Genomic DNA, 22,840 nt, shown 5'->3' on the forward strand with positions numbered 1-22,840 from the left:
CACATTTGACAAACGAAGAGAAGATCACGCATATCCGCACGGCGGCGATGGAAGAAGCAAGAGCTGAGGCGAATGCGATCATAAAGCAGCATGAAGATGCACTGATGAGTGTCTTTGAGCAGCACAAGATCGAAGCCAGACGGCAGTCGGAGACAAGAGTGCGTGCGGAGAGTGTGACTGCAAAGCAGCAGCTTAACATGGCAATGTCAAAGGCGCAGCTTGAATTAAAACGGGAAATGGGAAAGGTTCAGACGGAATTAAAGACAGAGCTTTTTGAAGAAGTGCAGTTGAAGCTTCTGGAGTTCATGAGAAGTGAAAAGTACAAAGAGGTTCTGATCCGTTATATAGAAAAAGCAGCACAATATGCATCCGGGATGGCGATGACAATCTATATTAATCCATCGGATGCGGATAAAAAGACATATCTGGAAGAACGCACGGGGATGACACTTACGATCAGCAAAGTGGATTTTATCGGAGGTGTACGTGCGGTTGTTCCCGAGAAGAATGTTCTGGTGGACTATGCATTTAAGGGGGCACTGGAAAATGAATATCAGAAGTTCCTGTTCCGGGGAGGTGTGAAGGGTGAATAACGTAAGGACAGAAAAAATATATGGCATCAATGGCCCGGTTATCTACCTGAAAGGGAAGACGATGTTTAAGATGTCGGAGATGGTCCATGTGGGAGAGGAGAAGCTGGTTGGCGAAGTCATTTCCCTTGATAAGGACCGGACGACTGTACAGGTGTATGAGGAGACTTCCGGACTGCGTCCGGGAGAGCTTGTGGAAGGAACCGGGGCAGCGGTATCGGTGACACTGGCGCCGGGAATCCTCAATAACATTTTCGATGGTATAGAGCGGCCGCTGGAGCGGATTGCGGACCAGGGGGGTGCATTTATCACCCGTGGTGTCAGCGTGGATGCACTGGACCGGCAGAAGCTCTGGGAGACGCATATTACGGTGGCAGAAGGAGATCTGGTACAGGGTGGCACGATCATTGCTGAAGTGCCGGAGACGAGAGCTATTGTGCACAAATGTATGGTTCCTCCGGGAGTGGAAGGAACGGTTGTATCGGTTGTACCGGATGGAGATTATACGATTGATGATACACTGGTGACGATTGAGTTATTTAACGGCGAAAAGAAAGAGCTTAGCATGACGCAGCACTGGCCGATCCGTGTACCAAGACCGGTGAGCAGAAGATATCCGGCAAGCGTACCGCTTGTGACCGGACAGAGAATTCTGGATACGATGTTTCCGATCGCCAAAGGTGGTACCGCAGCGATCCCTGGGGGATTTGGTACGGGAAAAACGATGACACAGCATCAGATCGCAAAATGGTCGGATGCGGATATTATCATATATATCGGATGCGGTGAGCGTGGCAATGAGATGACACAGGTTCTGGAAGAGTTCTCGGAACTGGTCGATCCAAAGTCTGGGAATCCACTGATGGACAGAACGACGCTGATTGCCAATACTTCGAATATGCCGGTAGCTGCCCGTGAGGCATCAATCTATACGGGACTTACGCTGGCAGAATATTACCGTGATATGGGATATGATGTGGCGATCATGGCGGATTCTACGTCGAGATGGGCAGAGGCACTCAGGGAGCTGTCCGGACGTCTGGAGGAGATGCCGGCAGAAGAAGGATTCCCGGCGTATCTGGCATCGAGACTGTCGGCGTTCTATGAAAGAGCGGGTATGATGCAGACATTAAACGGCGCAACCGGATCGGTGTCGATTATCGGTGCGGTATCTCCGCAGGGCGGTGATTTCTCTGAACCGGTAACGCAGAATACCAAGCGTTTTGTGCGGTGTTTCTGGGGGCTTGATAAATCACTTGCGTATGCGAGACATTTTCCCGCAATCCACTGGCTGAGCAGTTACAGCGAATATCTGACGGACTTAAGCGGATGGTATGCAGACAATGTATCGCCGAAGTTTGTAGATTACAGAAACCGTCTGATGGCACTTCTGAATCAGGAGAGCAGTCTGATGGAGATTGTAAAACTGATCGGAGGGGATGTGCTTCCGGATGATCAGAAGCTGATTCTGGAGATTGCGAAGGTGATCCGTCTGGGATTCCTGCAGCAGAATGCATTTCACAAGGATGATACGTGCGTATCGCTTGAGAAGCAGTTTAAGATGATGGATGTGATCCTGTATCTGTATAAGACGAGCCGGAAACTTGTGGCAATGGGCATGCCGATGTCGGTGTTGAAGGCAGAGGGTATATTTGAAAAGGTCATTGCGGTCAAGTATGATGTGCCGAATGATAATCTGCAGCTTCTGGATCTGTATAAACGGGATATCGATGACTTTTATAACCGTGTCATCGAGAAAAATGCGTAAAGGGAGGGACGTAAGATGGCAATAGAATATCTTGGACTTAGTAGTATCAACGGTCCTCTCGTCGTGTTAGAAGGCGTGGAGAATGCATTTTATGATGAGATTGTGGAATTTATCGTAGATCATAATACAAGAAAAATGGGACGTATCGTGGAGCTTGATGAAGACAAAGCTGTGATACAGGTATTCGAAGGGACGGAAAATATGTCTCTTGATAATACACACACAAGACTTACGGGTCACCCGATGGAAGTAACCGTGTCTGAGGAAATGCTTGGGCGTACATTTAACGGAATCGGGGAGCCGATCGACGGGCTTGGACCGATCACGGATGCGCAGAGACGTGACGTGAACGGGCTTCCGCTGAATCCGGTAAGACGTGAGTATCCGAGGAACTATATCCGTACCGGAATCTCGGCAATTGATGGACTGACGACGCTGATCCGTGGACAGAAGCTTCCGATATTCTCCGGAAATGGTCTGCCGCATGACCAGCTTGCGGCGCAGATTGTAAAACAGGCATCACTTGGTGATAATTCGGATGAGCAGTTCGCGGTTGTATTTGGCGCTATGGGTGTTAAACATGATGTGGCGGAATTCTTCCGTAAGACATTCGAAGAAAGTGGAGTTGCAGACCATGTGTGCATGTTCCTTAATCTGGCAAATGATCCGGTTGTGGAGCGTCTGATCACGCCGAAGGTTGCGCTGACGGTGGCTGAGTATCTGGCATTTGAAAAAAATATGCATATACTGGTTATCTTAACGGACATGACTTCATTTGCAGAAGCGATGCGTGAGGTGTCTTCTTCTCGTGGTGAGATTCCGTCGAGAAAAGGATATCCGGGATATTTATACAGTGAGCTTGCAACGATCTATGAACGTGCAGGTATTGTAGATGGGGCCAATGGTTCGGTGACCCAGCTTCCAATCCTTACGATGCCAAATGATGATATCACGCATCCGATTCCGGACCTGACAGGATACATTACAGAAGGGCAGATCGTACTGGACCGTAACCTTCACGGGCAGGCGGTCTATCCGCCGATCAGTATCCTGCCGTCGCTGTCCAGACTTATGAAGGATGGTATCGGAAAAGGCTACACAAGAGAAGATCATCAGGATCTGGCGAACCAGCTATTCTCGGCTTATGCCAAGGTTGGAGAAGCGAGAAACCTGGCATCTGTCATTGGTGAGGATGAGTTGTCGCCGATTGATAAGCAGTATCTGAAGTTCGGCCAGGAGTTCGAGAAACGTTATATCGGACAGGGACCGGCGGAGAACCGTACGATGATGGAGACACTGGATCTTGGATGGGAGCTGCTTGGATTGCTGCCAAAAGAAGAGCTGGACCGTATCGATACGAAGCTGATTGATAAGTACTGGAAGGACACACGGGAGACGCTGGATGAGGATGAAAAAGAGTAGACAGTGTCTGAAGGAGGGATGCATATATGGATCCGAGAGAATTTCCTACCAAGGGTAATCTGATGCTTGCGAAGAATTCTTTGCTGCTTGCGCGTCAGGGGTATGACTTGATGGATAAAAAGCGGAATATTCTTCTGAAAGAACTGATGGGACTGATCGATGAGGCAAAGGATATTCAGGAAGAGATCGATGTAACATTTACAAAAGCATACGCCTGCCTGCAGCGTGCCAATATCGAGCACGGGATCAGTAAAGTACAGGAGCTTGCATTTACCGTTCCGATTGAAGACAGTCTGAAGATGCAGACGAGAAGTATCATGGGAACGGAGATTCCGCATATCAAATACGATGCGAAGCAAAATGACCTGACTTATTCCTTCAGTACAACGCATGAGTCGGTTGATATTGCACGAGAGGCATTCCGGGAAGTGAAGGAATTGACGATCAAACTTGCAGAAGTGGAAAACTCGGCATACCGGCTGGCAGCCAATATCAAGAAGACACAGAAGCGGGCAAATGCGCTTAAGAATATAACGATTCCGATGTATACGAATCTGGTGCATACAATCAGTAATGCGCTGGAGGAAAAAGAAAGGGAAGAGTTCACGAGGTTGAAAGTGATCAAAAGGATGAAAATGTAGAAAGAAGGGGCCGGGGGATTTTTAAAAATCCCCCGGCCCCTTCTTTCTGCATGTTTTTTTGAAGTAATCCCACTTATCCACCATAAAAGTGGAGTTATCCCCGGGAAACTGTGGATAACTCCTTTTTTGTCTGATAATTAGTGGATAATTATCGACATAGAATGACAATGATTATAAGGAGCGGGACTTTTCTGTACTTACATTGATGCATTCGATGACAGCACCACGCATACCTGCCTTTTCGAGAGCCTCACAACCTTCGATTGTGGTACCGCCAGGTGAAGTTACCATGTCTTTTAACTCACCAGGATGGATGCCCTTTTCAAGAATCATTTTTGCAGTACCAAGACAGGTCTGGGCTGCAAGACGGTAAGCAGTTGCCCGTGGAAGTCCCTGTTTGACTCCACCGTCTGCCATAGCTTCGATAAACATTGCCACATAAGCCGGTCCGCCACCGCTGAGTCCGCATGCTGCATCAAGCAGATGTTCCGGGATCATCTCTACAACACCGATGGCGCTGTAAATGGATTTTGCAACTTCAAGTTCTTCTTCTGTCAAATCGTTGTCGGAACAAAGGGCAAATGCGCCTTCGAATACCATGGCCGGTGTGTTCGGAAGAAGTCTTAAAATTCTAGGTGTACCGTCGATCATATTCTGAAGTCTTTCGACTGTGACTCCGGCAACGATGGACATTAAGGCTTTGCCATCCAGTGCTTTTTTACACTGGGAAAGTGCTTCGGCAGCATTTTGTGGTTTTACTGCGAGAAGGATGATATCACTTTTTTCGCAGACATCTTCGTCATTGTCTGCGAGATTGACACCCCATCCGTCTGCTTTTTCCATCATAGCTGGATTGATGTCATAGACATAGACATTTTCTTTGTTCAATACGCCGCTTTCGAGTGCACCGTAGAGGATGGCGCCACCCATATTACCACAGCCGATAATTCCGATTTTTTTTGTGATCATGCTTTTCTCTCCTTTTTGTGGATATGTATTATATTTAATTAGGGACAGGTCTTTTTTAATTAGGGACGGGGTTTTTTTTAAAATTCCCCGGCCCTAATAGGATTTTACGGGGTCTGTTTGTGAAGCTCCCATGCTTTTTCGATCGTTCCAGGGGTCTCAAGCAGAAGTTTCGTTCCTTCCGCCATACATCTTGCAACATAGAACATACCTTTCTGTCCGATGCTCATGCCCGCCTGTTTTGCAGCGGCCCAATGGTGCAGAGGGGTACCTTTGCACATAGTAGCAGCGCTGAGGGTAATGAGTGGAACGGTGTGGCTTACCTGGGAAGCATCGGTTCCGATTGCGATCGGTACCGGCTCGTCTTCCAGTGGCTCCAGACCAGAGAAGTAAGTACCGTCATTGACAAGACCAGCTTCTTCGGTGATCTCTTTTGCAAAATCCAGTTCTTCCTGTGTATAAGTTGGTGTAGGGACCTTCGTCATTGCTTCATAATATAATTCTGTCAGAACACGGTTTACCTTCATCTCGCTGCAGCTTGCAACCAGCTCAATATCGACGGTGGTATCAGTCATAAGTGCGGCCCCTCTTGCGCAGTTGTCTACGCGTTCGCTTGCGTCTTCGGTACGTGAGCGTAAGTAGGAGCGGATGAAATAGTTGGTCTTGGCGATATCTGGAACGACATTGGCCGGAAGTCCGTTATCGATGTAGGCATAATGCATTCTTACATCTCCGGGAACGTGTTCGCGCAGGTAATTGACACCAACATTCATAAGTTCGGCAGCATCAAGTGCACTCCGGCCTTTTTCCGGAGCCTTGGCAGCGTGGGAGCTGAGACCATGGAACGTATAGTTCTTGATATCCTGTGCCTGCCAGATATCGTTGCTGACACGGTTGCGGTCAAATGGATGCCAGGTAACTGCAACGTCCAGATCGTCAAAGACACCCTGGTCATTCATAACGATCTTTCCGGACATAATCTCTTCGGCAGGGCATCCGAAGACGCGGATGGTTCCGGAAGTATGAGTAGCTTCCATGTCGGCCTTTAAAGCGCATGCGGCAGCGGCAACAGCAGTTCCAAGAAGGTTGTGTCCGCAGGCGTGACCGACACCGGCCAGCGCATCGTATTCCGCAAGGAAGCCAAGTACCGGTTTGCCGCTTCCCCAAGTCGCTGTAAATGCAGTCTCGATTCCGGCAGTTTTCCATACGACTTCGAAGCCCTGACTTTCAAGATAGTCAGCCAGGCACTTAGAAGAAAGTATTTCCTTATAAGCAAGTTCCGGATGCTGGAAGATGTAGTTGGCGGTATCCACCAGCTCATCCTGGTGTGTGTCTAACCATGTGGCAATAATATTATCTGATGTATGTTCGGTTGTTAATTTATTCAAATATAAATACCTCCTGTTTCGTAATCTTGTAGTTCTCATTTTAGCACAGAAAAGCAGGATGTAAATAGATTTCCTAGTTTTCTTGTAGGAATAATATAAAATCTTTCGTAAATTTTGAATTACTATGCGTTTGAAAGAATCTGGTCAGCTGACAGATTCTGTATATATTATTGAGTTGAAGAAACAGGATAGAGTCCGGATAATACATCCAGATATTCCTGACCAAAAGTATTTACATAATCAGCAAGTGCAAGCTTTACCGCTTCTTCGCCTTTTTCACCAAGTGCATCGATCAGTGCCTGACTGACGGTATATTTCAAATGTGCAGTATGGAAGTTAAAGTCTTTCATGCAGGATGAGCCAAGCGCTGCCTTTTTCTTAGCCAGTTCTTCGACTTCTTCCGGTGAGAGTGGATGACCCCAGTCAAATTCGCAACGGTCACCGCCCCAGCTCATAGAAGTGGCGGTCGGGGTACAGACGAAGTCCGGACGGAAGCCCTGATAGACGGCGTTATCTACATTTACACAATAATATTTTCCATATTCGGTGATATTATGTTTCTGCCATGCCTCGCACCAGGCACATTTGGAAATGTAGGTCTGAAGGGTCGGTTCGGTGCGCAGTGTGCCGAATTCCATCTGGCCCGGATAGTCAGGCTTCCATTCGCCGTAGGCCTGATTGGTCATGGTGGTGAGTTCATCACCGTGGGCTTTTGCGTTGGCAGCCATTCTGGCGCCGCGTTCATTGCCGTAGGTTGTCATTCCGGCAAGAATGGCTTCTTTGCCGGCATCGCCGCATAATTCAATGGCGTGTTTTGCAAGATATGCGAACATCATGGCGTGATGTTCGATGGTACAGGCGGTTGTCTGAGGTTTCATAATGAAAACTCCTTTCGTGTTATGATTAAGTTGTATATTCAATTACTGTTTTTAAATAATGTAAACAGCAGTGTGAAGATAGCAGCTATATTTTTACTATACAACATTTGTGTGGGAAAAGAGGAAAAATATTTGATTTTCGCCGCAGTTTCCGTATGAAAAATCTTCGGGACTGAAAATTCTGTGTGATTTGGCCAAGTTTTTTGAATAAAACAGGAAAGAACCGGGAAATGCTTGCATAAATTAGAAAATGGGTTATGATAAAGGAGAAACAAGTGTTGTCTTGTGTATCAGAAGTAAGATATCTGCCATTTTGGGGCAGTGTGAAACATGTAAGGACATTCTTGAAAAAAGGGAGAGAAGTTTATGAGTCGAAGAAGAAGGAAAAGCCGGGTTAAAAGAAGACGAAGAAGGTTAAATATATTAGTTGGAATCATATGTATCGGGGTAGTTGCATTTGCCGGAGTGACGGCAGTGCGTATGATGCAGAAGAATAATGCGAAGCAGACAGCAAGCACCGATACAACAACTACAACGGATAAAAAAGAATCAGCGGATCAATCAACGCAAAAAGGGAAGGATCTTACAAAGGCACTTACAATAGAAACGGAAGATACATCCGATGAAGCAGCACAAGCAGAAGAACTGGACAGAAGTGATTTTGCGGTGCAGCCGGGAAGAACGGTTGGTACTACGGAAGAGTCGGATGAAAAGGTTGTATACCTGACACTGGATGATGGTCCGTCACAGAATACGCAGAAGGTTCTGGATATTCTGGATAAATATAATGCAAAAGCAACATTCTTCGTAACGGGTGCGATGCCGGAGTACAAAGACATGATTAAGGTGGCGTATGATAAGGGACATACTATCGGAATGCATACATATTCTCATGATTATGCGAAGGTGTATGCGTCTGTAGATTCTTATTTTCAGGATCTGGATCAGGTGGCGCAGATTGTAAAGGAAGAGATTGGATATGTGCCATGCTTTATCCGTTTCCCGGGCGGATCATCGAATACGATATCTGCAAGCTATACGAGGGGAATTATGTCTACACTGACAAAAGAGGTACAGGCAAGAGGCTACCAGTACTACGACTGGAACGGAAGTTCCGGTGACGGAGCTGTCAGAACGACAGAACAGCTGGTTGCACAGGCGACAAGCTTCCATGATAATAATATCGTATTACTGTCGCATGATTCGGCGGCGAAGGATACGACGGTAGAAGCACTGCCGCAGATTATAGAGTATTATCAGTCGCAGGGATATGTTTTCAAGGCATTGGATCTGAATAGTTATGTGGCACATCATGGGGTAAATAATTAAGGAAGATCAGAAAGATAACAGGAAATCGGAGGATAGTAGATTTTCTGTTATCTTTTTATACTTAAGTATGCAATAGAAGCTGCCGGTTCTCTATGTGTATCTAGCGAGAAACTATGGAGAATAAAATAACGGAATATCCGGTGGAAAACAGGTAAATACAAAGAAGAACAATGCCGTTACAGCCCAGAGCGTAATAATATATGTCCGGTCCGATGCCCGCATGGACCGGTTCTGTAAGTAAAAATGATTCGCGGAAACAAAAGCAATCAACACGCTTGAGAAGAAAAGCAGGATATCAATCAGCAGGAAATTCCGCCCGATGATTCCGCTGTAAGTATAAAAGAAAGCTACGGTAAAAATCATACCAGATACGACACCGATATATCTGCTGTAAAAGAACCGGAGAGGTGATCTGCGGTAGCAGGTATATTCCAGCGCAGAGACGAATAAGAATGGAAAGAATAAAAGCTTCAGATGTTCCCACACGGATTCATTGACCGGACAGAACAATGCGATAAAGGCGGAATTTCCAGAGAACGAATAGAAAAAATGATTCCAGGTCCCCAAGGCGGCGGTCAGAAGGAATGGCCAGAGGAGTATGTGTTCCGAACGGGTAGAATGTGCAAGTGAAGATGTCAGAGTATGCAGGCGGGTGATCATAGAGTTTTTTATAGAATGAATAAAATGTTGCATGGTAGTGGCTCCTTGTATAAGACATAAGATAACGGATAATCCGGGTAACATATATATATGAAGAAAAACAATAACTTATGTTTCCGATGTCTGCAAAAGGAGATTATGCTAACTGATTTAGGAAGAATAATAGAGGGTGTGATGAACAAATATAGCCGAATTTTTAAAACAATTAAAATTTTTTGAAGATTTTCAAAAAAAGTTGTAAAAAACACTTGCATTTCTAAAACACCTGCTATATAATATATCTTGTCGTTACGGAGAACGTAACACAGACAATTAAAGATGCGCGATTAGCTCAGTTGGTAGAGCACCTGACTCTTAATCAGGGTGTCCAGGGTTCGAACCCCTGATCGCGCACTACTAAATCACTGTTTTTGCAGACTGCGAGCTGCGGGGATGGTGATTTTTTTGTGCCTGAAAATCCAACTTTATTAAAAAATACCCTATTCCCAAATTCTCCTGTGCTATAATAGTCTAAAATATTGATTGACTATGAGGAAATACAGATGGAGCAAATACTAATCCTGGAAGACGATACAGCCTTAAATCAAGGCCTGTGCAAGGCATTAAAGACAGAGAGCCGAAAGCTGGTCTCTTGTGAGACTATAAAAGCTGCAAGAGACCAGTTCCTGTGCAGCTGTCCGTCTCTCATATTACTTGACATAAATCTGCCGGATGGAAGCGGGCTTGATTTTTTACAGGAACTAAAGAGAAACTATCCAACTATACCGGTTATTCTTCTGACCGCAAACGATACCGACATGGATATAGTAAAGGGACTTGAGCTTGGCGCAGATGACTACATCACAAAGCCTTTTTCCCTGTCAGTATTAAGAGCAAGGGTAAATACCCAGCTTAGAAAGGCGGAAAGCTTACAGGCACATACTACTGCCAGTGTATACAAGAAGGGCTGCTATGAATTTGATTTTGAGAGAATGATATTTTTAGTAGATGGACAGGAAATCGAGCTTAGTAAGACCGAGCAGCGCCTTTTAAGGCTTCTGGTTCAAAATGAGGGCATAAACCTCCGCAGAGATTTTCTTCTGGACAGAGTATGGAATGACAGTGCGGAATTTGTGGATGCCAATGCCCTCTCTGTCTCTATCAAGAGGCTCAGGGACAAGCTTGGTACCCCGGGCTGCATTAAAACAGTATATGGAATAGGGTATAGGTTTGAATGAATAACTATAATACAACCATCTGTATCGTGGGCATATGCCTTGTAATTACAGCACTTGTAATTTTAATTAACCATCTGCGCACGAAGAAAACCATTGATACAATAGAAAATATGTTAAATCAGGCAGTCAAAGGAGATTTTTCTGAAAAAAGTTTTGACGAGACACGTTTGTCCTCGCTTGAGACCAAGTTTGCCAATTATCTGAGTGCTTCTGTGGTCTCTGCCAGAAATGTGGAACTGGAAAAGGACAAGATTAAGTCGTTAATTGCGGATATTTCCCACCAGACCAAGACTCCCATAGCTAATCTGCTCTTATACAGCGAACTATTGCTTGAGGATGATACTGACAATTTATCAGCCCAGATGCGTGAAAATATTGTCCAGCTTCATGTCCAGTCGGAAAAATTACAGTTTTTAATCGACTCTCTGGTGAAGCTGTCAAGGCTTGAAAACGGCATATTGCAGCTCTCCCCACAGGAAGAAGCTCTTAAGCCCATGCTGACACTGGCTGTAAAAGAGACAGAGTCCAAAGCCAGGGCTAAGGGGCTTGAGCTTATACTCCTTGACACTGATGAAAAAGCTTATTTTGACAGCAAGTGGACTTTGGAAGCAATCTGCAATATCCTCGATAATGCTGTAAAATACACAAATGAGGGTACTATAAGCCTATTTGTCACTGCATATGAAATGTTTGTAAGAATTGATATAAAAGACAGCGGAATCGGTATAAAAGAGGAGGAGCTTCCTAAGATCTTTTCAAGATTTTACCGCTCAGAAGATACCAAAAATATGGAAGGCGTGGGCATAGGACTGTATCTAAGCCGGCAGATTCTAAGCGGAGAGGGCGGCTACATAAAGGTGTCCTCGGTATACAGACAGGGCAGTACTTTTTCTGTTTTTCTGCCAAAATCGGCTTAAATCTTTCAAAACTGTAATAATTTAATTATTTCCGGAAAGAATCTGGAAAGAATATTGTGTAATAATCTGTATGTAGCGAGAAATGCGGCATACAGTTTTTTTTATGGAGGATATATGGACATTTTACAAGCATATGATTTGAAGAAAACCTATGGAACGGGTGAGGCATGTGTACATGCCTTAGATGGCGTGAGCCTCAATGTAGAAAAAGGAGAGTTTGTGGCTATTGTTGGTACAAGCGGCAGTGGCAAATCCACCCTCTTACATATGCTGGGAGGTCTGGACAGACCAAGCTCCGGCAAGGTATTCGTGGATGGCAAAGACATCTTTTCTCTAAAGGATGAGGAACTTACCATTTTCAGGCGCAGAAAAATAGGCTTTGTATTTCAGACCTACAATCTGGTACCGGTACTAAATGTGTACGAAAATATCGTGCTTCCAATCGAACTGGATGGCGGTAAAGCCGATAAGGACTTTGTTGAAGAAATAACAAAAGTGCTGGGACTTGACCAGAGGTTTGACGCCCTCCCAAACCAGCTCTCAGGAGGACAACAGCAGCGGGTTGCCATAGCCAGAGCATTGGCGGCAGAGCCTGCCATAATTCTTGCAGATGAGCCCACAGGAAACTTAGACGGACGTACAAGTCAGGACGTATTAAGTCTCCTGAAGGTGACAAGCCAGAAGTTCTCGCAGACGATTGTGATGATTACCCACAACGAGGAAATCGCCCAGCTTGCAGACCGCATAATAAGAATTGAGGATGGACATATTCAGGAGAGAGCAGTATGAGAGTAAAGAACAGAAAATGTATCCGCAGACTTAGCTTCAAGTCTCTGTGGGCATCCAGAAAAAGAAATATTATTGCAATTTGTGCTATAGCACTCACAACTTTGATGTTTACATCATTATTTACTATTATGCTGTCTGTAAACTCAAGCTATGAAACCTACAATTTCAGACAGGCAGGCGGCTATAGTGATGGTATTTTTAAAGATTTATCCAGAGAACAGGCAGATAAAATAGCTGCCCACAAGGGAATCAAGGCATCCGGTGAGCGTATCGTGTGCGGCTTCAGTTCCTCTGACGTATTCAGCAAGGTAGCGGCAGAAGTGAGCTACATGGATAAAAACTGTACCAGGTGGAGCTACGCCGCCCCAAGCACGGGAAAGGAGCCTCAAAAAGAAAATGAAATAGCCATGGACACTGCGGCCTTAAGACTCCTTGGCGTAGAACCTGAGCTGGGAGCAAATGTGACTATTACTTATCAGGCTGGTAATGGAACAAACACCGGGATACCACAGACCGACAGCTTTATCCTCGTGGGCTACTGGGAGTATGATGATTTGATGCCTGTACACTATATCAACGTATCAAAAGCCTATGTAGATAAAATTAACGAAAAGTGCATAGCCGCTGGCAATGAAGCTCTTGACATAGACCTAAATGTCATGCTTCCTTCCAAGCTTAATATCAGGGAGCAGATGGAAAAAATAGATACAGACTTAGGATATGACTGGAATACAAGAGACCAGGAGAACAGTGCCAGAATCGGTGTAAACTGGGGACTTACTGCCTCATCTATAAGCTCTGGCATAGATTTCTCACTGGTAGCTGCAATCATTGCCTTTTTCCTGCTTATTATATTTACAGGCTATCTGATTATATACAATATATTCCAGATTTCAGTGACAGGGGACATCAGGTTTTATGGCCTGTTAAAGACAATCGGCACCACCCCAAGACAATTAAGGCGCATAATCACGCAGGAAGCTCTGTTTTTGTGTATTATCGGTATTCCTATAGGATTACTTCTGGGCTATGGCATTGGTGCGGTTTTAACTCCTATTGCATTAGAGACCACAAGCATTATAGGCACAAAGGCTACTGTCAGCAGTTCTCCACTTATTTTTATCGGTTCTGCTGTATTTGCCATTATCACTGTCTTTTTGTCCTGCAGGAAGCCTGGCAAAATAGCTGCAAAGGTATCGCCTGTTGAGGCAGCAAAATATACAGAAGGCATGACCGGAAAAAAGAAAAAACGCCACAGCCGTGGGGCTAAGGTATATCAGATGGCTTTTGCCAATCTTGGCAGAAATAAGAAGAAAACTATCCTGGTTGTAGTCTCACTGACACTTTCTGTAACTCTTTTAAATGTGCTTTTTTCACTTGTCAACGGCTTTGACATGGATAAATATGTGGACAGGTCAACCTGTGCAGACTTTATCGTAAGCAGTACAGATTATTTCCGCTATAGTACGGCAGATGAGTATATAGGAGCAGATACCATTGATAAGATAAAGGAAAACACAGATGAGACTGTCTCTGGAAGCGGCTATGACCTGGAAGACATATCCCCTATGATGTGGATGAAGACCGACCAGTATAGTAAACTGGCAGAAAACTATCTAAGTGGCAAAGAGCTGAAGGAGGAACTCTCCCAATACGAGCAGAGAGATGCCAGCATACTTGTCGATGCCAGCATAGAGGGCTTTGACGATGGACTTTTTGACAAGCTTACAGTAGTAGAAGGCTCATTAGAGCCACTATTTGACCCGGATAGCCACGCAATCGCTGTGGCTGTATCCACAGATGATTACGGCAATATAGTAAATCTCGACAACTACCCTGAGCTGGGAGACACTTATACCGTAAGCTACCAGATTGGATATGATATAGACAGCCGAACCGGCGAACGGGCAGACCAACAAACCACGCCTGAGGAATATTTGGAATACCATGAGGAAGAGGCAAAGGAGGTGGAGTACAGTGTATGTGCTCTTGTGACTGTCCCTTATTCCATCAGCTTCCGTTATACAGGTCTGGGTTATAGCATGGTTTTGCCGGTAGAGAAGCTTAAGGAGGATAGTGGTACAGATGTCATTCCTAAGTTTTATATGTTTGACACACCGGATTCCAAGGCAGAAGCAAGCGCTGAGCAGTATCTGCAAAAGCTCACGGCAGGAGATACATCTACTCTCATGTATGAGAGCAAGGCATCTATCAGACGTGAATTTACCCGGTTTAAAAATATGTTTTTAATCTGTGGTGGTGTCCTCTGTGCCATAATCGGGCTTGTGGGCATACTTAACTTTTTCAATGCAATTATGACAGGGATTTTGTCCAGAAAGAGAGAATTTGCCGTATTACAATCTGTGGGTATGACCAACAGGCAGCTAAAAAATATGCTTATTTACGAGGGATTATTTTATGCGGTGGGCTCCATCATAGCGTCCCTTATACTTTCTGTGGCGCTTGGGCCTATGCTTGGCAACATGATGAGCGATATGTTCTGGTTTGTCAGCTACCATTTTACCATCATGCCTGTAATCGCGATTATACCGATATTTCTCCTGCTGGGGTGTCTGATTCCTGCTGTGCTTTACCATGTAGGGAAGAGACAGAGCATTGTCGAAAATCTAAGGGAATTATAATTTTTAGTGTCCAGGGTTCGAACCCCTGATCGCGCACTACTAAATCACTGTTTTTGCAGACTGCGAGCTGCGGGGATGGTGATTTTTTTGTTGTTAAAAAAGAATGAATATAAATCTGCTTTATGTTAATATATAAAATATAAATTATAAGGGATGAAAGAATCTCAGATGAAAGCAGGTGAAGAGACATGAGTTTATTTGTAAATCCGGATAACAGTGCATTTCAGGCGGCTTTAAATGCCCGCATTTATGTAGATAAAACAGAATTGATAGAATATACGAACAGCGTACTTGAATCTACAGAAGCATTTATCTGTAACAGTCGTCCACGTAGATTTGGAAAATCAGTGACGGCAGATATGCTTACTGCATACTATAGCAAAGGCTGTGATTCTGAAGAGATGTTCTCGTCATTAAAAATCGGGCAGAATGAGAATTACAAAAAATATCTGAATCAATATGATGTGATTCATTTTGATGTTCAGTGGTGCATGGAACCAGCCGGCGGACCGGATAAAGTAGTTGGGTTTATTATAAAAAGTGTACTTGCTGAATTGCGGGAATTATATCCGGAACATCTTTCTGCTGGGATTTGTTCTCTTCCAGAAGCATTGTCTCTTATTAATGCAGCGACTAAGAGGAAATTTGTGATTGTCATAGACGAATGGGATGTTCTGATTCGTGATGAGGGTGCGAACCAGAAGATTCAGGAGGAATATATTAATTTCCTTCGCGGAATGTTCAAAGGAACAATGCCGACCAGATATATGGCTCTGGCATATCTTACCGGAATATTGCCAATTAAGAAGATCCAGACACAGTCGGCACTTAATAATTTTAATGAATTTACGATGCTGGATGCGAGAGGATTCGCAAAATATATTGGTTTTACGGAAGATGAAGTAAAGATGCTTTGTGCGGAATATGAAAGAGACTTTGAAAAGGTAAAGCATTGGTATGACGGATATCTGCTGGAGGGGTATGAAGTCTATAATCCAAAGGCAGTAATAGAAGTGCTGTTATGGAACAAATATCAGAGCTACTGGTCAAGAACCGGAACATATGATGCAATTGTGCCATTGATCAATATGGATTTTGATGGTTTGAAGAGTTCGATCATTGCGATGCTTTCGGGCTCGCAGGTGGAAGTGGATGTGTCTTGTTTTCAGAATGATACGGTGAATTTTACGAGCAAGGATGATGTGCTGACATATCTGATACACTTGGGATATCTGGGATATAATCAGAGTACTCAGAGAGCGTTTATTCCAAATGAAGAAATCAGGCAGGAACTTACTGCGGCTGTTAGAAGGAAGCGGTGGAATGAGATGATTCATTTTCAAAAGGAATCTGAAGATCTTTTGAATGCTACGTTGGATAAAGATTCTGAAGTGGTGGCAGATGGAATTGAGAAGATTCATATGGAATATGCTTCGGCTATTGAATATAATGATGAGAATTCACTTAGCAGCGTGCTGACAATTGGATATCTAAGCTCTATGAAATATTATTTTAAACCTGTTAGAGAACTTCCGGCAGGAAGAGGCTTTGCGGATTTTGTGTATCTTCCAAAGCCGGAATATATAAATGAATATCCGGCGCTTCTGGTAGAATTAAAATGGAATAAAAATGCGTTTACTGCAATTGAACAGATAAAGGAGAGACGATATCCCGAAACGCTGCTAAATTATACTGGAAATATTCTTCTGGTTGGGATTAATTATGATAAGAAGAGTAAGAAGCATGAGTGTGTGATAGAGGAATATGGAATAAAAAATATCCTGTAAAGCTCGAATTGGTTTGTGGTCAACAATGTTAGCAGGAGCTTTTGGAATATTCGAAACACTGCGTAGAAGAAATAAAAAGTGTTGATAAAGAGAATTATAGATTATAGAGCTCTTTTATATTGAAAATAAACTCCCTTTCGGATAGACAAAATAAAAGGTCTATCCGGAAGGGAGTTTCTACATAACAGATATTAAATGTGGGAATATTTCATGCTCATCAGCTTCTCAAAATCCTCCCTGCACATCGGCCGGTAATACAAAAACCCCTGTATCTCATCACAGCCCTCATTCTTCAAAAATTCAGCGATTTCTTCCGTCTCTACGCCTTCGCAGACAATAGGTAAATGTCTGGATGAATTCGTCTCCGCATATTTTCTGTATTATGTAATTGGTGCCTATGTCGGCTAGAAATAAATATGTAGGTACTTGAGTCTTATGTTTCTTCGTGATAGGATAATTATATTTAACAAAATACTGTAAATCTGTATCTTCATCAGAAGCTGCAGATTGCAATAAGGAAAAAGGGTGATAAGATGAGCAGTCATACGCTGGAAGGGAAAAAGAAATCGCAGAACGGGGTTAAGAGACTGGTATTTTCAGTCCTTTCTATATTATTAGAAGTAATCTTCCTGGTCGGCATATTCAATGGACTCAATGAATATGCGGTAGTGATCGATAATATGACCCGTTTGGTCGGATTTATCCTGGTTTTGAAAATTTATGGAAAGAATGAGACATCGTCGATGAAGACGCCGTGGATCATACTGATCCTTGCATTTCCGATTCTCGGTGTAGCATTGTACCTGATGACTGGTATGAATGGCGGAACGAAGAAGATGCGGATGCGTTATAAGGTGCTGGATGATAAGCTTCTTCCGATGCTTCCACAGAATGAGGAGATACTGGACAGACTAAAAGAAGAAGATCCAAAAGCTGGCAATGTTTCTACATATATAAAAGGAATCGCACGATATCCGGTTTACCAGAATACAGACGTGAAATATTTTGACGAGGCGGTTAAGGGGCTGGAATCCCAGCTTGTGGATCTTGCGAAGGCAGAACATTTTATTTTTATGGAATACCATGCAATCGAGGATGAGTATGCGTGGAGCCGGATCCAGGCCGTTTTGGAGGATAGGGTAAAGGCTGGCGTAGAGGTCCGTGTATTCTATGACGATATGGGTTCCATTGGATTCGTCAATCTGAATTTTGCCAGAAAGCTGGAGGCAAAAGGAATTGCGTGCCGGGTATTTAATCCGCTGCTTCCTGGACTTAATATGTTCCTGAATAACCGTGATCACAGGAAGATTACAGTTATCGATGGAAAGGTTGGATATACGGGTGGTTATAACCTGGCAAATGAATATTTTAACTATACGCATCCATACGGAGAGTGGAAAGATACCGGAATCCGTCTGGAAGGAGATGCGGTTACATCGCTTACGGCAGCATTTCTGGAAATGTGGGAGGCTTCCGGGAAAGAGAAGATTGAAAAAGATACCTTTGATCTGGAGAGCCGGAAAAAATATCTGGAGCAGCATCCGTATCAGGCGGTGCAGAAAGGATATATCCAGCCATATGCGGATTGTCCGCTGGATGGGATTCAGGTCGGCGAAGATGTGTATATCAGCATCGTGAATAAAGCAGAAAAATACTGCTGGTTTATGACGCCGTATCTGATTATTACCGATGAGATGACACATGCTTTGTCTCTGGCAGCAAAACGTGGTGTAGATGTAAGAATCATCACGCCGGGAATTCCGGATAAGAAACTGATCTACAGCATTACCAGATCGTTCTATCACAACCTGGTACAGGATGGCGTAAGAATCTATGAATGGACACCAGGATTCTGTCATGCCAAGATGAGCGTTGCCGATGACTGCATGGCAACCTGTGGAACGATCAATCTGGATTACAGAAGTCTGTACCATCATTTTGAAAATGGATGCTTTATGGCGGACTGTGATGTGGTCACGGAGATCCGGGATGACATGGAGCAGACATTTGGACAGTGCAGGGAAGTAACAGAGAAGTATAAGTCGGGACGAAGTGCGAGCCTGAGACTGGGACAGTTGTTCCTGCGGCTGTTTGCGGAGCTTTTGTAGGAAAAAGAGAATAATGGATGGGAAAGAACCGGAAGCTATATCACAAATAGTGGATTGTCTGTTGCATTATCTGGCAACAGACAGCCCTTCTACTTCAAAGCAGGTAATCCAGGGATATTCCATATAATTAATAGTAATATCATCATTTATAATGATTCCTTCTGATTGATAATAAACATTTCCAAGAGGACTTTTCTCGCAGGTATAACCTTGTGAGAGAAGTTCTTCTTTTTCTTTATCGGTAAAACCTACCGATATCTCCAAGCGTGGAGGGGCACATCAGCTGGTTATCTTTTCTATAGAAAGAATGATGTTGTGAAAGCCACGGTGATTCATATAGGTGATGGCATTATCATTTAATTGTACCATGTGATTGGATCCTTTCGAAATTTCTGGGGAATTTATCTAATAAATATTTTGATGTTTTTAAGTATAAATTTAGTGTATCATGTAAGACAAGAAAAATACAGTAAAGAGAAGATAAAAGGTGTTGCGCATGAAGTAAAGATATGCTAATATAAACAAAAGCATATTTTCTATTAACTCTTAAATATAATGATGCGGCGCATAAAAAAGTGATTGTTACTATCATTATATAATTCAAAAAACAATTCATAAGCAGGTAAGATCCTGGCGGTTCAGAAAATTCATGCTTTATTTCACATTTTAACAGCAGGAGTTTTCTGGGAATGGAGACTCCGGACAATTACATAAGGAGGATCCGATGTATGGAGAGAAGATGGAAGAACAAAGAGAAGGAGACTGTACAGAAGATACAATGGCATCCGGCGTTTGTAGCGGCAACAAAAATTGAATTCGAAGATGAACGGGACAAATTAAAATTTGAATCGGAATATCAGTTATCCAAAAAGCCGATGCAGATTGATTTATTGATACTTAAGAAAGTGGAGAATGTATCGATTTATAAAAATATCGGAAAAATATTCAGGGGAAATAACGTCCTGGAATATAAAAGCCCGACAGACTACATGGGAGTTGATGATTTTTATAAAGTATATGGATATGCATGTTTTTATAAAGCAGATTCCGAAGAAGCGAATAGTATAGCGATAGACGATATAACGATAAGTCTGGTAAGCAAGAAGTATCCAAGAAAAGTAATCGAGCATCTGACAAAGGAACGTGGATATAAGATTCGAAAGGAAGAAGAAGGGATTTATTATGTGGAAGGAGATATATTTCCAATACAAATTCTGGTAACAAGCAGACTATCAAAGGAAAAGAATCTGTGGTTGAGCAGTCTTACGGACCAGATAGAAATTGATAGAATACAGAATCTTATGAAAATTTATTTAAAAAATAGAAATAATCCCTTATATAGATCGGTTATGAAAACATTAACAAATGCCAATAGAGATAAATTTAAGGAGGAAAATGACGTGAAATCTGCGGATGAAATATTGGTGGAAATATGTAAAGAGATAAAAGAAGAAAAGATAAATGCATTAAATCGTATCTTAATAAAAGAAGGACGAATGGACGATTTGATTAAAGCAACTTCTGATTATGAATATCAGAAAAAGCTGATAATAGAGTTGGAAGAAAAAGGGATTATATAAAATAGAGAACGCATCTAACAGATATATTCTACTTGTTAGATGCGTCTGGCTATTTATAATCTCTCAACATTATCCGTCAAATGAATATACTCGGCAACGGAACGGTCAAACGTTTTGATATGCTGGAATAACCAGTCTACAACGTTACGTTTAACCTGCTGGATGAATTGCTCATTAGGACCTTCATTTTCATTTAGAAAATCATATAATTCCTGAATAGATTTTTTGAATTCTTCATGTTTGGCATGGTGATTGGCAAGTTCAGGGTAGTTGACTGATTTTTGAAGTTCTTCCTCTTCTTGAAAATGGAAATTTGTATATTCATCAAGGTAGTCTAACATCTTGATTGCTTTTACTTTCGTGTCACCGGATTCGCAGGCAGTAACAAACTGCTGGATACGGTCGATGAGTTCCTGATGCTGTGCATCGATTGTTTTATTGCCTGTGATTAAATTATCGTCAAATGTGATATTCATAGTAATTCCTCCTGTATATGGTGTATTGTATGTACTAATTATAACGGTTTGAAATCGGAAGCGGGGTGCTTACATATCGGACATATGAAATCTTCCGGGAGGGGATCGCCGTCATAAATATATCCGCATATAGTACAGACATACCCAGTTTTTTTGCTGCTTTCCGGAGCAGGTTTGATATGATTCTGGTAGTAGGTGTAGGTTACAGAAGGATCAGATGATAAAGTATCTGCATCTGTCACATCTGCAAGAAACAAGGTGTGGCTTCCAAGGTCGGTAGCTGAGATGACTTTGGCGCTGATATAAGCATTTGTCTGGTTAGTAAGATAGATGATCTGGTTGGCTGCACGTTCATAAGAGATACCAATCGTTTTATCAACCGTTGCCCCACTTTGGAATCCCCAATGTTGGAAAGTGGAAAAATCTGCCTGCTCAGATAATATTGATACGTTGAATTCTCCGGTTTTGAGAATCATATCGTGAGTAAAATTACCTTTGTTTACAGCGACCAGAATCCGGTTCGGCGAAGTCGTCACCTGGATTACAGTGTTCACGATACAGCCGTTGTCTTTGTCACCGTCTTTGGCAGTCAGGATAAATAAACCATAAGTCAGATTATACATTGCTTTTTTGTTCATAAAATCACCTCGTTTTTCATTGAAACCAATTTCCCGCAGGACTATAATTAGAGCATTGAATGTATTACAGAATGGTTATAAGAATCATTCTTCGTGTAGCAAAACATCTGAAAGTCATCTATGGCATTGCGGGTAGAAAATGCGATATATGCCAGAAGGAAAGGGTATCTTATGCAGTTACAACAGTTACAGATCTTCCACAACCTGACAGAAGAAGAACTTAAGAAAAGTCTGGTCTGTTCACAGGCCACAGTCAGGAAGTATAAGAAAAATGAATACATTTTCCAGCAGGGTGATGCTCCAAAGAAATTATATTTTGTTCTGGAAGGAGAAATTGAGCTTGGAAGCATTAACCTGAATGGTAAGGTTACAAGAATCAGTCGTGTTACGGTGGGTGAGGAATTTGGCGAAGTCGAAATGTTTCTGCGCCAGTCTGCATATTCGGGTTATGCCAGAGCGAAAAAAGAAGTGTCTGTTCTGGAAGTTTCACAGAGTTTCTTCGGAGGTAGATGCGAAAGAAATTGTGTACATCACAGTAAAGTTGTCTTCAATATGCTCCAGCTTTTTGCCGAAAAAGCAGATAAACATAACCATCAGATTGAAGTCCTTACCAGTGGAAATCTCCGCCAGAGGGTAGCAGCGTACCTGCTGGAAAACAGTAACCCGGATTACCGGGTAAAGTTACAAATGAACCGGGAAGATCTGGCAGCATATCTGAATACTACAAGACCATCCTTATCCCGGATGCTTCTGAACCTGCAGGAGGGAGGAATCATTCGGATTGTGAATCGTAAAGTGATTGAAATCTTAGATTACGACCGCCTGCAGGAAGAAGATTAATCTTCAGGGGCAAATACATCTTTACCGAGTCCACAGATTGGACATACCCAGTCTTCCGGCAGATCTTCAAAAGCTGTTCCGGGTTCGATTCCGTTGTCAGGATCTCCGATCGCTGGATCATATTCATAGCCACATGGTTCACATACATATTTTTTCATAGTTAAAATCTCCTTTGTTTTATAAATTTAGATATTCAGGATTACA

General features: G+C 43.0%; 22 protein-coding genes, 1 tRNA gene and 1 pseudogene. 15 read left to right on the plus strand and 9 right to left on the minus strand.

Features of this window, described 5'->3' with window-relative positions:
• Nucleotides 1–5: 5 nt before the first annotated feature.
• Genes ACWJAF_RS03935 through ACWJAF_RS03950 form a run of 4 tightly spaced genes read left to right on the plus strand, consistent with a single transcriptional unit; the run spans nt 6 to nt 4,421 of the window.
• Nucleotides 6–593, plus strand: a complete 588-nt coding sequence (locus ACWJAF_RS03935) for a V-type ATP synthase subunit E (protein ID WP_296030314.1) — start codon at nt 6–8, stop codon at nt 591–593.
• The gene (locus tag ACWJAF_RS03940) at nt 586–2,358 is read left to right on the plus strand and encodes a V-type ATP synthase subunit A (protein WP_448862352.1); all 1,773 of its coding nucleotides are present in this window, start codon (nt 586–588) and stop codon (nt 2,356–2,358) included. Before ACWJAF_RS03935 ends, ACWJAF_RS03940 begins: the two co-directional genes overlap by 8 nt.
• Nucleotides 2,359–2,373: 15 nt before the next feature.
• Entirely contained in the window at nt 2,374–3,780 is a 1,407-nt protein-coding gene (locus ACWJAF_RS03945; protein ID WP_296030310.1) for a V-type ATP synthase subunit B, read from the plus strand.
• Between the two features lie 26 nt (nt 3,781–3,806).
• Nucleotides 3,807–4,421: a V-type ATP synthase subunit D gene (locus ACWJAF_RS03950; RefSeq protein WP_448862354.1), complete on the plus strand. Its 615-nt coding sequence runs from the start codon at nt 3,807–3,809 to the stop codon at nt 4,419–4,421.
• Nucleotides 4,422–4,592: 171 nt separating this feature from the next.
• On the opposite strand, the gene proC is transcribed toward ACWJAF_RS03950, so the two are convergent.
• From proC to ACWJAF_RS03965, 3 genes are all read right to left on the minus strand, one after another.
• A complete protein-coding gene (gene proC, locus ACWJAF_RS03955; RefSeq protein ID WP_448862356.1) occupies nt 4,593–5,390 on the minus strand; it encodes a pyrroline-5-carboxylate reductase in 798 nt (265 codons plus the stop codon).
• 104 nt (nt 5,391–5,494) lie between these two features.
• Nucleotides 5,495–6,775 (minus strand): amidohydrolase, encoded by a 1,281-nt coding sequence (locus ACWJAF_RS03960; RefSeq protein ID WP_448862357.1) that lies wholly within the window; start codon nt 6,773–6,775, stop codon nt 5,495–5,497.
• A gap of 167 nt (nt 6,776–6,942) precedes the next feature.
• Nucleotides 6,943–7,653 carry an L-2-amino-thiazoline-4-carboxylic acid hydrolase gene (locus ACWJAF_RS03965; RefSeq protein ID WP_448862359.1) on the minus strand — a complete coding sequence of 237 codons (711 nt, stop codon included), beginning with the start codon at nt 7,651–7,653 and terminating at the stop codon, nt 6,943–6,945.
• Between the two features lie 366 nt (nt 7,654–8,019).
• Between ACWJAF_RS03965 and ACWJAF_RS03970 the strand changes: the two genes are divergently transcribed.
• Nucleotides 8,020–8,982, plus strand: coding sequence for a polysaccharide deacetylase family protein (locus tag ACWJAF_RS03970; RefSeq protein ID WP_448862361.1), 963 nt, complete (start codon nt 8,020–8,022; stop codon nt 8,980–8,982).
• 111 nt (nt 8,983–9,093) lie between these two features.
• On the opposite strand, the gene ACWJAF_RS03975 is transcribed toward ACWJAF_RS03970, so the two are convergent.
• On the minus strand, nt 9,094–9,675 hold the full coding sequence (locus ACWJAF_RS03975) for a DUF6512 family protein (protein WP_448862362.1): 582 nt from the start codon (nt 9,673–9,675) through the stop codon (nt 9,094–9,096).
• A 287-nt stretch (nt 9,676–9,962) separates the two neighbouring features.
• Here ACWJAF_RS03975 and ACWJAF_RS03980 point away from each other — a divergent pair.
• From ACWJAF_RS03980 to ACWJAF_RS04005, 6 genes are all read left to right on the plus strand, one after another.
• Nucleotides 9,963–10,035, plus strand: a tRNA-Lys gene (locus tag ACWJAF_RS03980).
• Nucleotides 10,036–10,184: 149 nt separating this feature from the next.
• Complete coding sequence (locus ACWJAF_RS03985) at nt 10,185–10,859, plus strand: response regulator transcription factor (RefSeq protein ID WP_448862364.1); 675 nt, start codon at nt 10,185–10,187, stop codon at nt 10,857–10,859.
• Nucleotides 10,856–11,776, plus strand: coding sequence for a sensor histidine kinase (locus tag ACWJAF_RS03990; protein WP_448862365.1), 921 nt, complete (start codon nt 10,856–10,858; stop codon nt 11,774–11,776). Before ACWJAF_RS03985 ends, ACWJAF_RS03990 begins: the two co-directional genes overlap by 4 nt.
• A gap of 114 nt (nt 11,777–11,890) precedes the next feature.
• Complete coding sequence (locus ACWJAF_RS03995; protein WP_448862367.1) at nt 11,891–12,565, plus strand: ABC transporter ATP-binding protein; 675 nt, start codon at nt 11,891–11,893, stop codon at nt 12,563–12,565.
• On the plus strand, nt 12,562–15,207 hold the full coding sequence (locus ACWJAF_RS04000; protein ID WP_448862368.1) for an ABC transporter permease: 2,646 nt from the start codon (nt 12,562–12,564) through the stop codon (nt 15,205–15,207). The genes ACWJAF_RS03995 and ACWJAF_RS04000 overlap by 4 nt, the downstream gene beginning before the upstream one ends.
• Nucleotides 15,208–15,395: 188 nt before the next feature.
• Nucleotides 15,396–16,994: an AAA family ATPase gene (locus tag ACWJAF_RS04005; RefSeq protein ID WP_448862370.1), complete on the plus strand. Its 1,599-nt coding sequence runs from the start codon at nt 15,396–15,398 to the stop codon at nt 16,992–16,994.
• A gap of 191 nt (nt 16,995–17,185) precedes the next feature.
• Here the strand turns inward: ACWJAF_RS04005 and ACWJAF_RS04010 are convergent.
• Nucleotides 17,186–17,335, minus strand: a pseudogene (locus tag ACWJAF_RS04010) (hypothetical protein); the annotation flags it as partial.
• Between the two features lie 192 nt (nt 17,336–17,527).
• On the opposite strand from ACWJAF_RS04010, the gene ACWJAF_RS04015 reads away from it, so the two are divergent.
• Complete coding sequence (locus tag ACWJAF_RS04015) at nt 17,528–19,102, plus strand: phospholipase D-like domain-containing protein (protein ID WP_448862372.1); 1,575 nt, start codon at nt 17,528–17,530, stop codon at nt 19,100–19,102.
• Between the two features lie 66 nt (nt 19,103–19,168).
• Here the strand turns inward: ACWJAF_RS04015 and ACWJAF_RS04020 are convergent, their stop codons facing one another.
• A complete protein-coding gene (locus tag ACWJAF_RS04020; protein WP_448862373.1) occupies nt 19,169–19,366 on the minus strand; it encodes a hypothetical protein in 198 nt (65 codons plus the stop codon).
• 464 nt (nt 19,367–19,830) lie between these two features.
• Here ACWJAF_RS04020 and ACWJAF_RS04025 point away from each other — a divergent pair, with 464 nt between their 5' ends.
• The gene (locus ACWJAF_RS04025; protein WP_296034048.1) at nt 19,831–20,682 is read left to right on the plus strand and encodes a 3-isopropylmalate dehydrogenase; all 852 of its coding nucleotides are present in this window, start codon (nt 19,831–19,833) and stop codon (nt 20,680–20,682) included.
• A 53-nt stretch (nt 20,683–20,735) separates the two neighbouring features.
• On the opposite strand, the gene ACWJAF_RS04030 is transcribed toward ACWJAF_RS04025, so the two are convergent.
• Together ACWJAF_RS04030 and ACWJAF_RS04035 are read right to left on the minus strand one after the other, a co-directional pair.
• A complete protein-coding gene (locus ACWJAF_RS04030) occupies nt 20,736–21,158 on the minus strand; it encodes a bacteriohemerythrin (RefSeq protein ID WP_296034047.1) in 423 nt (140 codons plus the stop codon).
• 38 nt (nt 21,159–21,196) lie between these two features.
• Nucleotides 21,197–21,796, minus strand: coding sequence for a flavin reductase (locus tag ACWJAF_RS04035; RefSeq protein WP_448862375.1), 600 nt, complete (start codon nt 21,794–21,796; stop codon nt 21,197–21,199).
• A 59-nt stretch (nt 21,797–21,855) separates the two neighbouring features.
• On the opposite strand from ACWJAF_RS04035, the gene ACWJAF_RS04040 reads away from it, so the two are divergent.
• Both ACWJAF_RS04040 and ACWJAF_RS04045 read left to right on the plus strand, forming a co-directional pair.
• Nucleotides 21,856–22,020, plus strand: a complete 165-nt coding sequence (locus ACWJAF_RS04040; RefSeq protein WP_448862377.1) for a hypothetical protein — start codon at nt 21,856–21,858, stop codon at nt 22,018–22,020.
• Nucleotides 21,968–22,636, plus strand: coding sequence for a Crp/Fnr family transcriptional regulator (locus ACWJAF_RS04045; RefSeq protein ID WP_448862379.1), 669 nt, complete (start codon nt 21,968–21,970; stop codon nt 22,634–22,636). The genes ACWJAF_RS04040 and ACWJAF_RS04045 overlap by 53 nt, the downstream gene beginning before the upstream one ends.
• Here ACWJAF_RS04045 and rd read toward each other — a convergent pair.
• A complete protein-coding gene (gene rd, locus ACWJAF_RS04050; RefSeq protein WP_296034044.1) occupies nt 22,633–22,794 on the minus strand; it encodes a rubredoxin in 162 nt (53 codons plus the stop codon). The two genes, ACWJAF_RS04045 and rd, sit on opposite strands and share 4 nt — an antisense overlap.
• Between the last annotated feature and the right edge of the window lie 46 nt (nt 22,795–22,840).

This window comes from Dorea sp. (genome assembly GCF_977044405.1).

Coding starts and splice junctions, on each gene's coding strand:
- ACWJAF_RS03995 (WP_448862367.1), top strand. CDS start 11,891: ATGGACATTTTACAAGCATATGATTTGAAGAAAACCTATGGAACGGGT.
- ACWJAF_RS03945 (WP_296030310.1), top strand. CDS start 2,374: ATGGCAATAGAATATCTTGGACTTAGTAGTATCAACGGTCCTCTCGTC.
- ACWJAF_RS03985 (WP_448862364.1), top strand. CDS start 10,185: ATGGAGCAAATACTAATCCTGGAAGACGATACAGCCTTAAATCAAGGC.
- ACWJAF_RS03970 (WP_448862361.1), top strand. CDS start 8,020: ATGAGTCGAAGAAGAAGGAAAAGCCGGGTTAAAAGAAGACGAAGAAGG.
- proC (WP_448862356.1), bottom strand. CDS start 5,390: ATGATCACAAAAAAAATCGGAATTATCGGCTGTGGTAATATGGGTGGC.
- ACWJAF_RS04005 (WP_448862370.1), top strand. CDS start 15,396: ATGAGTTTATTTGTAAATCCGGATAACAGTGCATTTCAGGCGGCTTTA.
- ACWJAF_RS03950 (WP_448862354.1), top strand. CDS start 3,807: ATGGATCCGAGAGAATTTCCTACCAAGGGTAATCTGATGCTTGCGAAG.
- ACWJAF_RS04025 (WP_296034048.1), top strand. CDS start 19,831: ATGGAGAGAAGATGGAAGAACAAAGAGAAGGAGACTGTACAGAAGATA.
- ACWJAF_RS03975 (WP_448862362.1), bottom strand. CDS start 9,675: ATGCAACATTTTATTCATTCTATAAAAAACTCTATGATCACCCGCCTG.
- ACWJAF_RS04035 (WP_448862375.1), bottom strand. CDS start 21,796: ATGAACAAAAAAGCAATGTATAATCTGACTTATGGTTTATTTATCCTG.
- rd (WP_296034044.1), bottom strand. CDS start 22,794: ATGAAAAAATATGTATGTGAACCATGTGGCTATGAATATGATCCAGCG.
- ACWJAF_RS03965 (WP_448862359.1), bottom strand. CDS start 7,653: ATGAAACCTCAGACAACCGCCTGTACCATCGAACATCACGCCATGATG.
- ACWJAF_RS04045 (WP_448862379.1), top strand. CDS start 21,968: ATGCAGTTACAACAGTTACAGATCTTCCACAACCTGACAGAAGAAGAA.
- ACWJAF_RS04040 (WP_448862377.1), top strand. CDS start 21,856: ATGTATTACAGAATGGTTATAAGAATCATTCTTCGTGTAGCAAAACAT.
- ACWJAF_RS04015 (WP_448862372.1), top strand. CDS start 17,528: ATGAGCAGTCATACGCTGGAAGGGAAAAAGAAATCGCAGAACGGGGTT.
- ACWJAF_RS04000 (WP_448862368.1), top strand. CDS start 12,562: ATGAGAGTAAAGAACAGAAAATGTATCCGCAGACTTAGCTTCAAGTCT.
- ACWJAF_RS03990 (WP_448862365.1), top strand. CDS start 10,856: ATGAATAACTATAATACAACCATCTGTATCGTGGGCATATGCCTTGTA.
- ACWJAF_RS04030 (WP_296034047.1), bottom strand. CDS start 21,158: ATGAATATCACATTTGACGATAATTTAATCACAGGCAATAAAACAATC.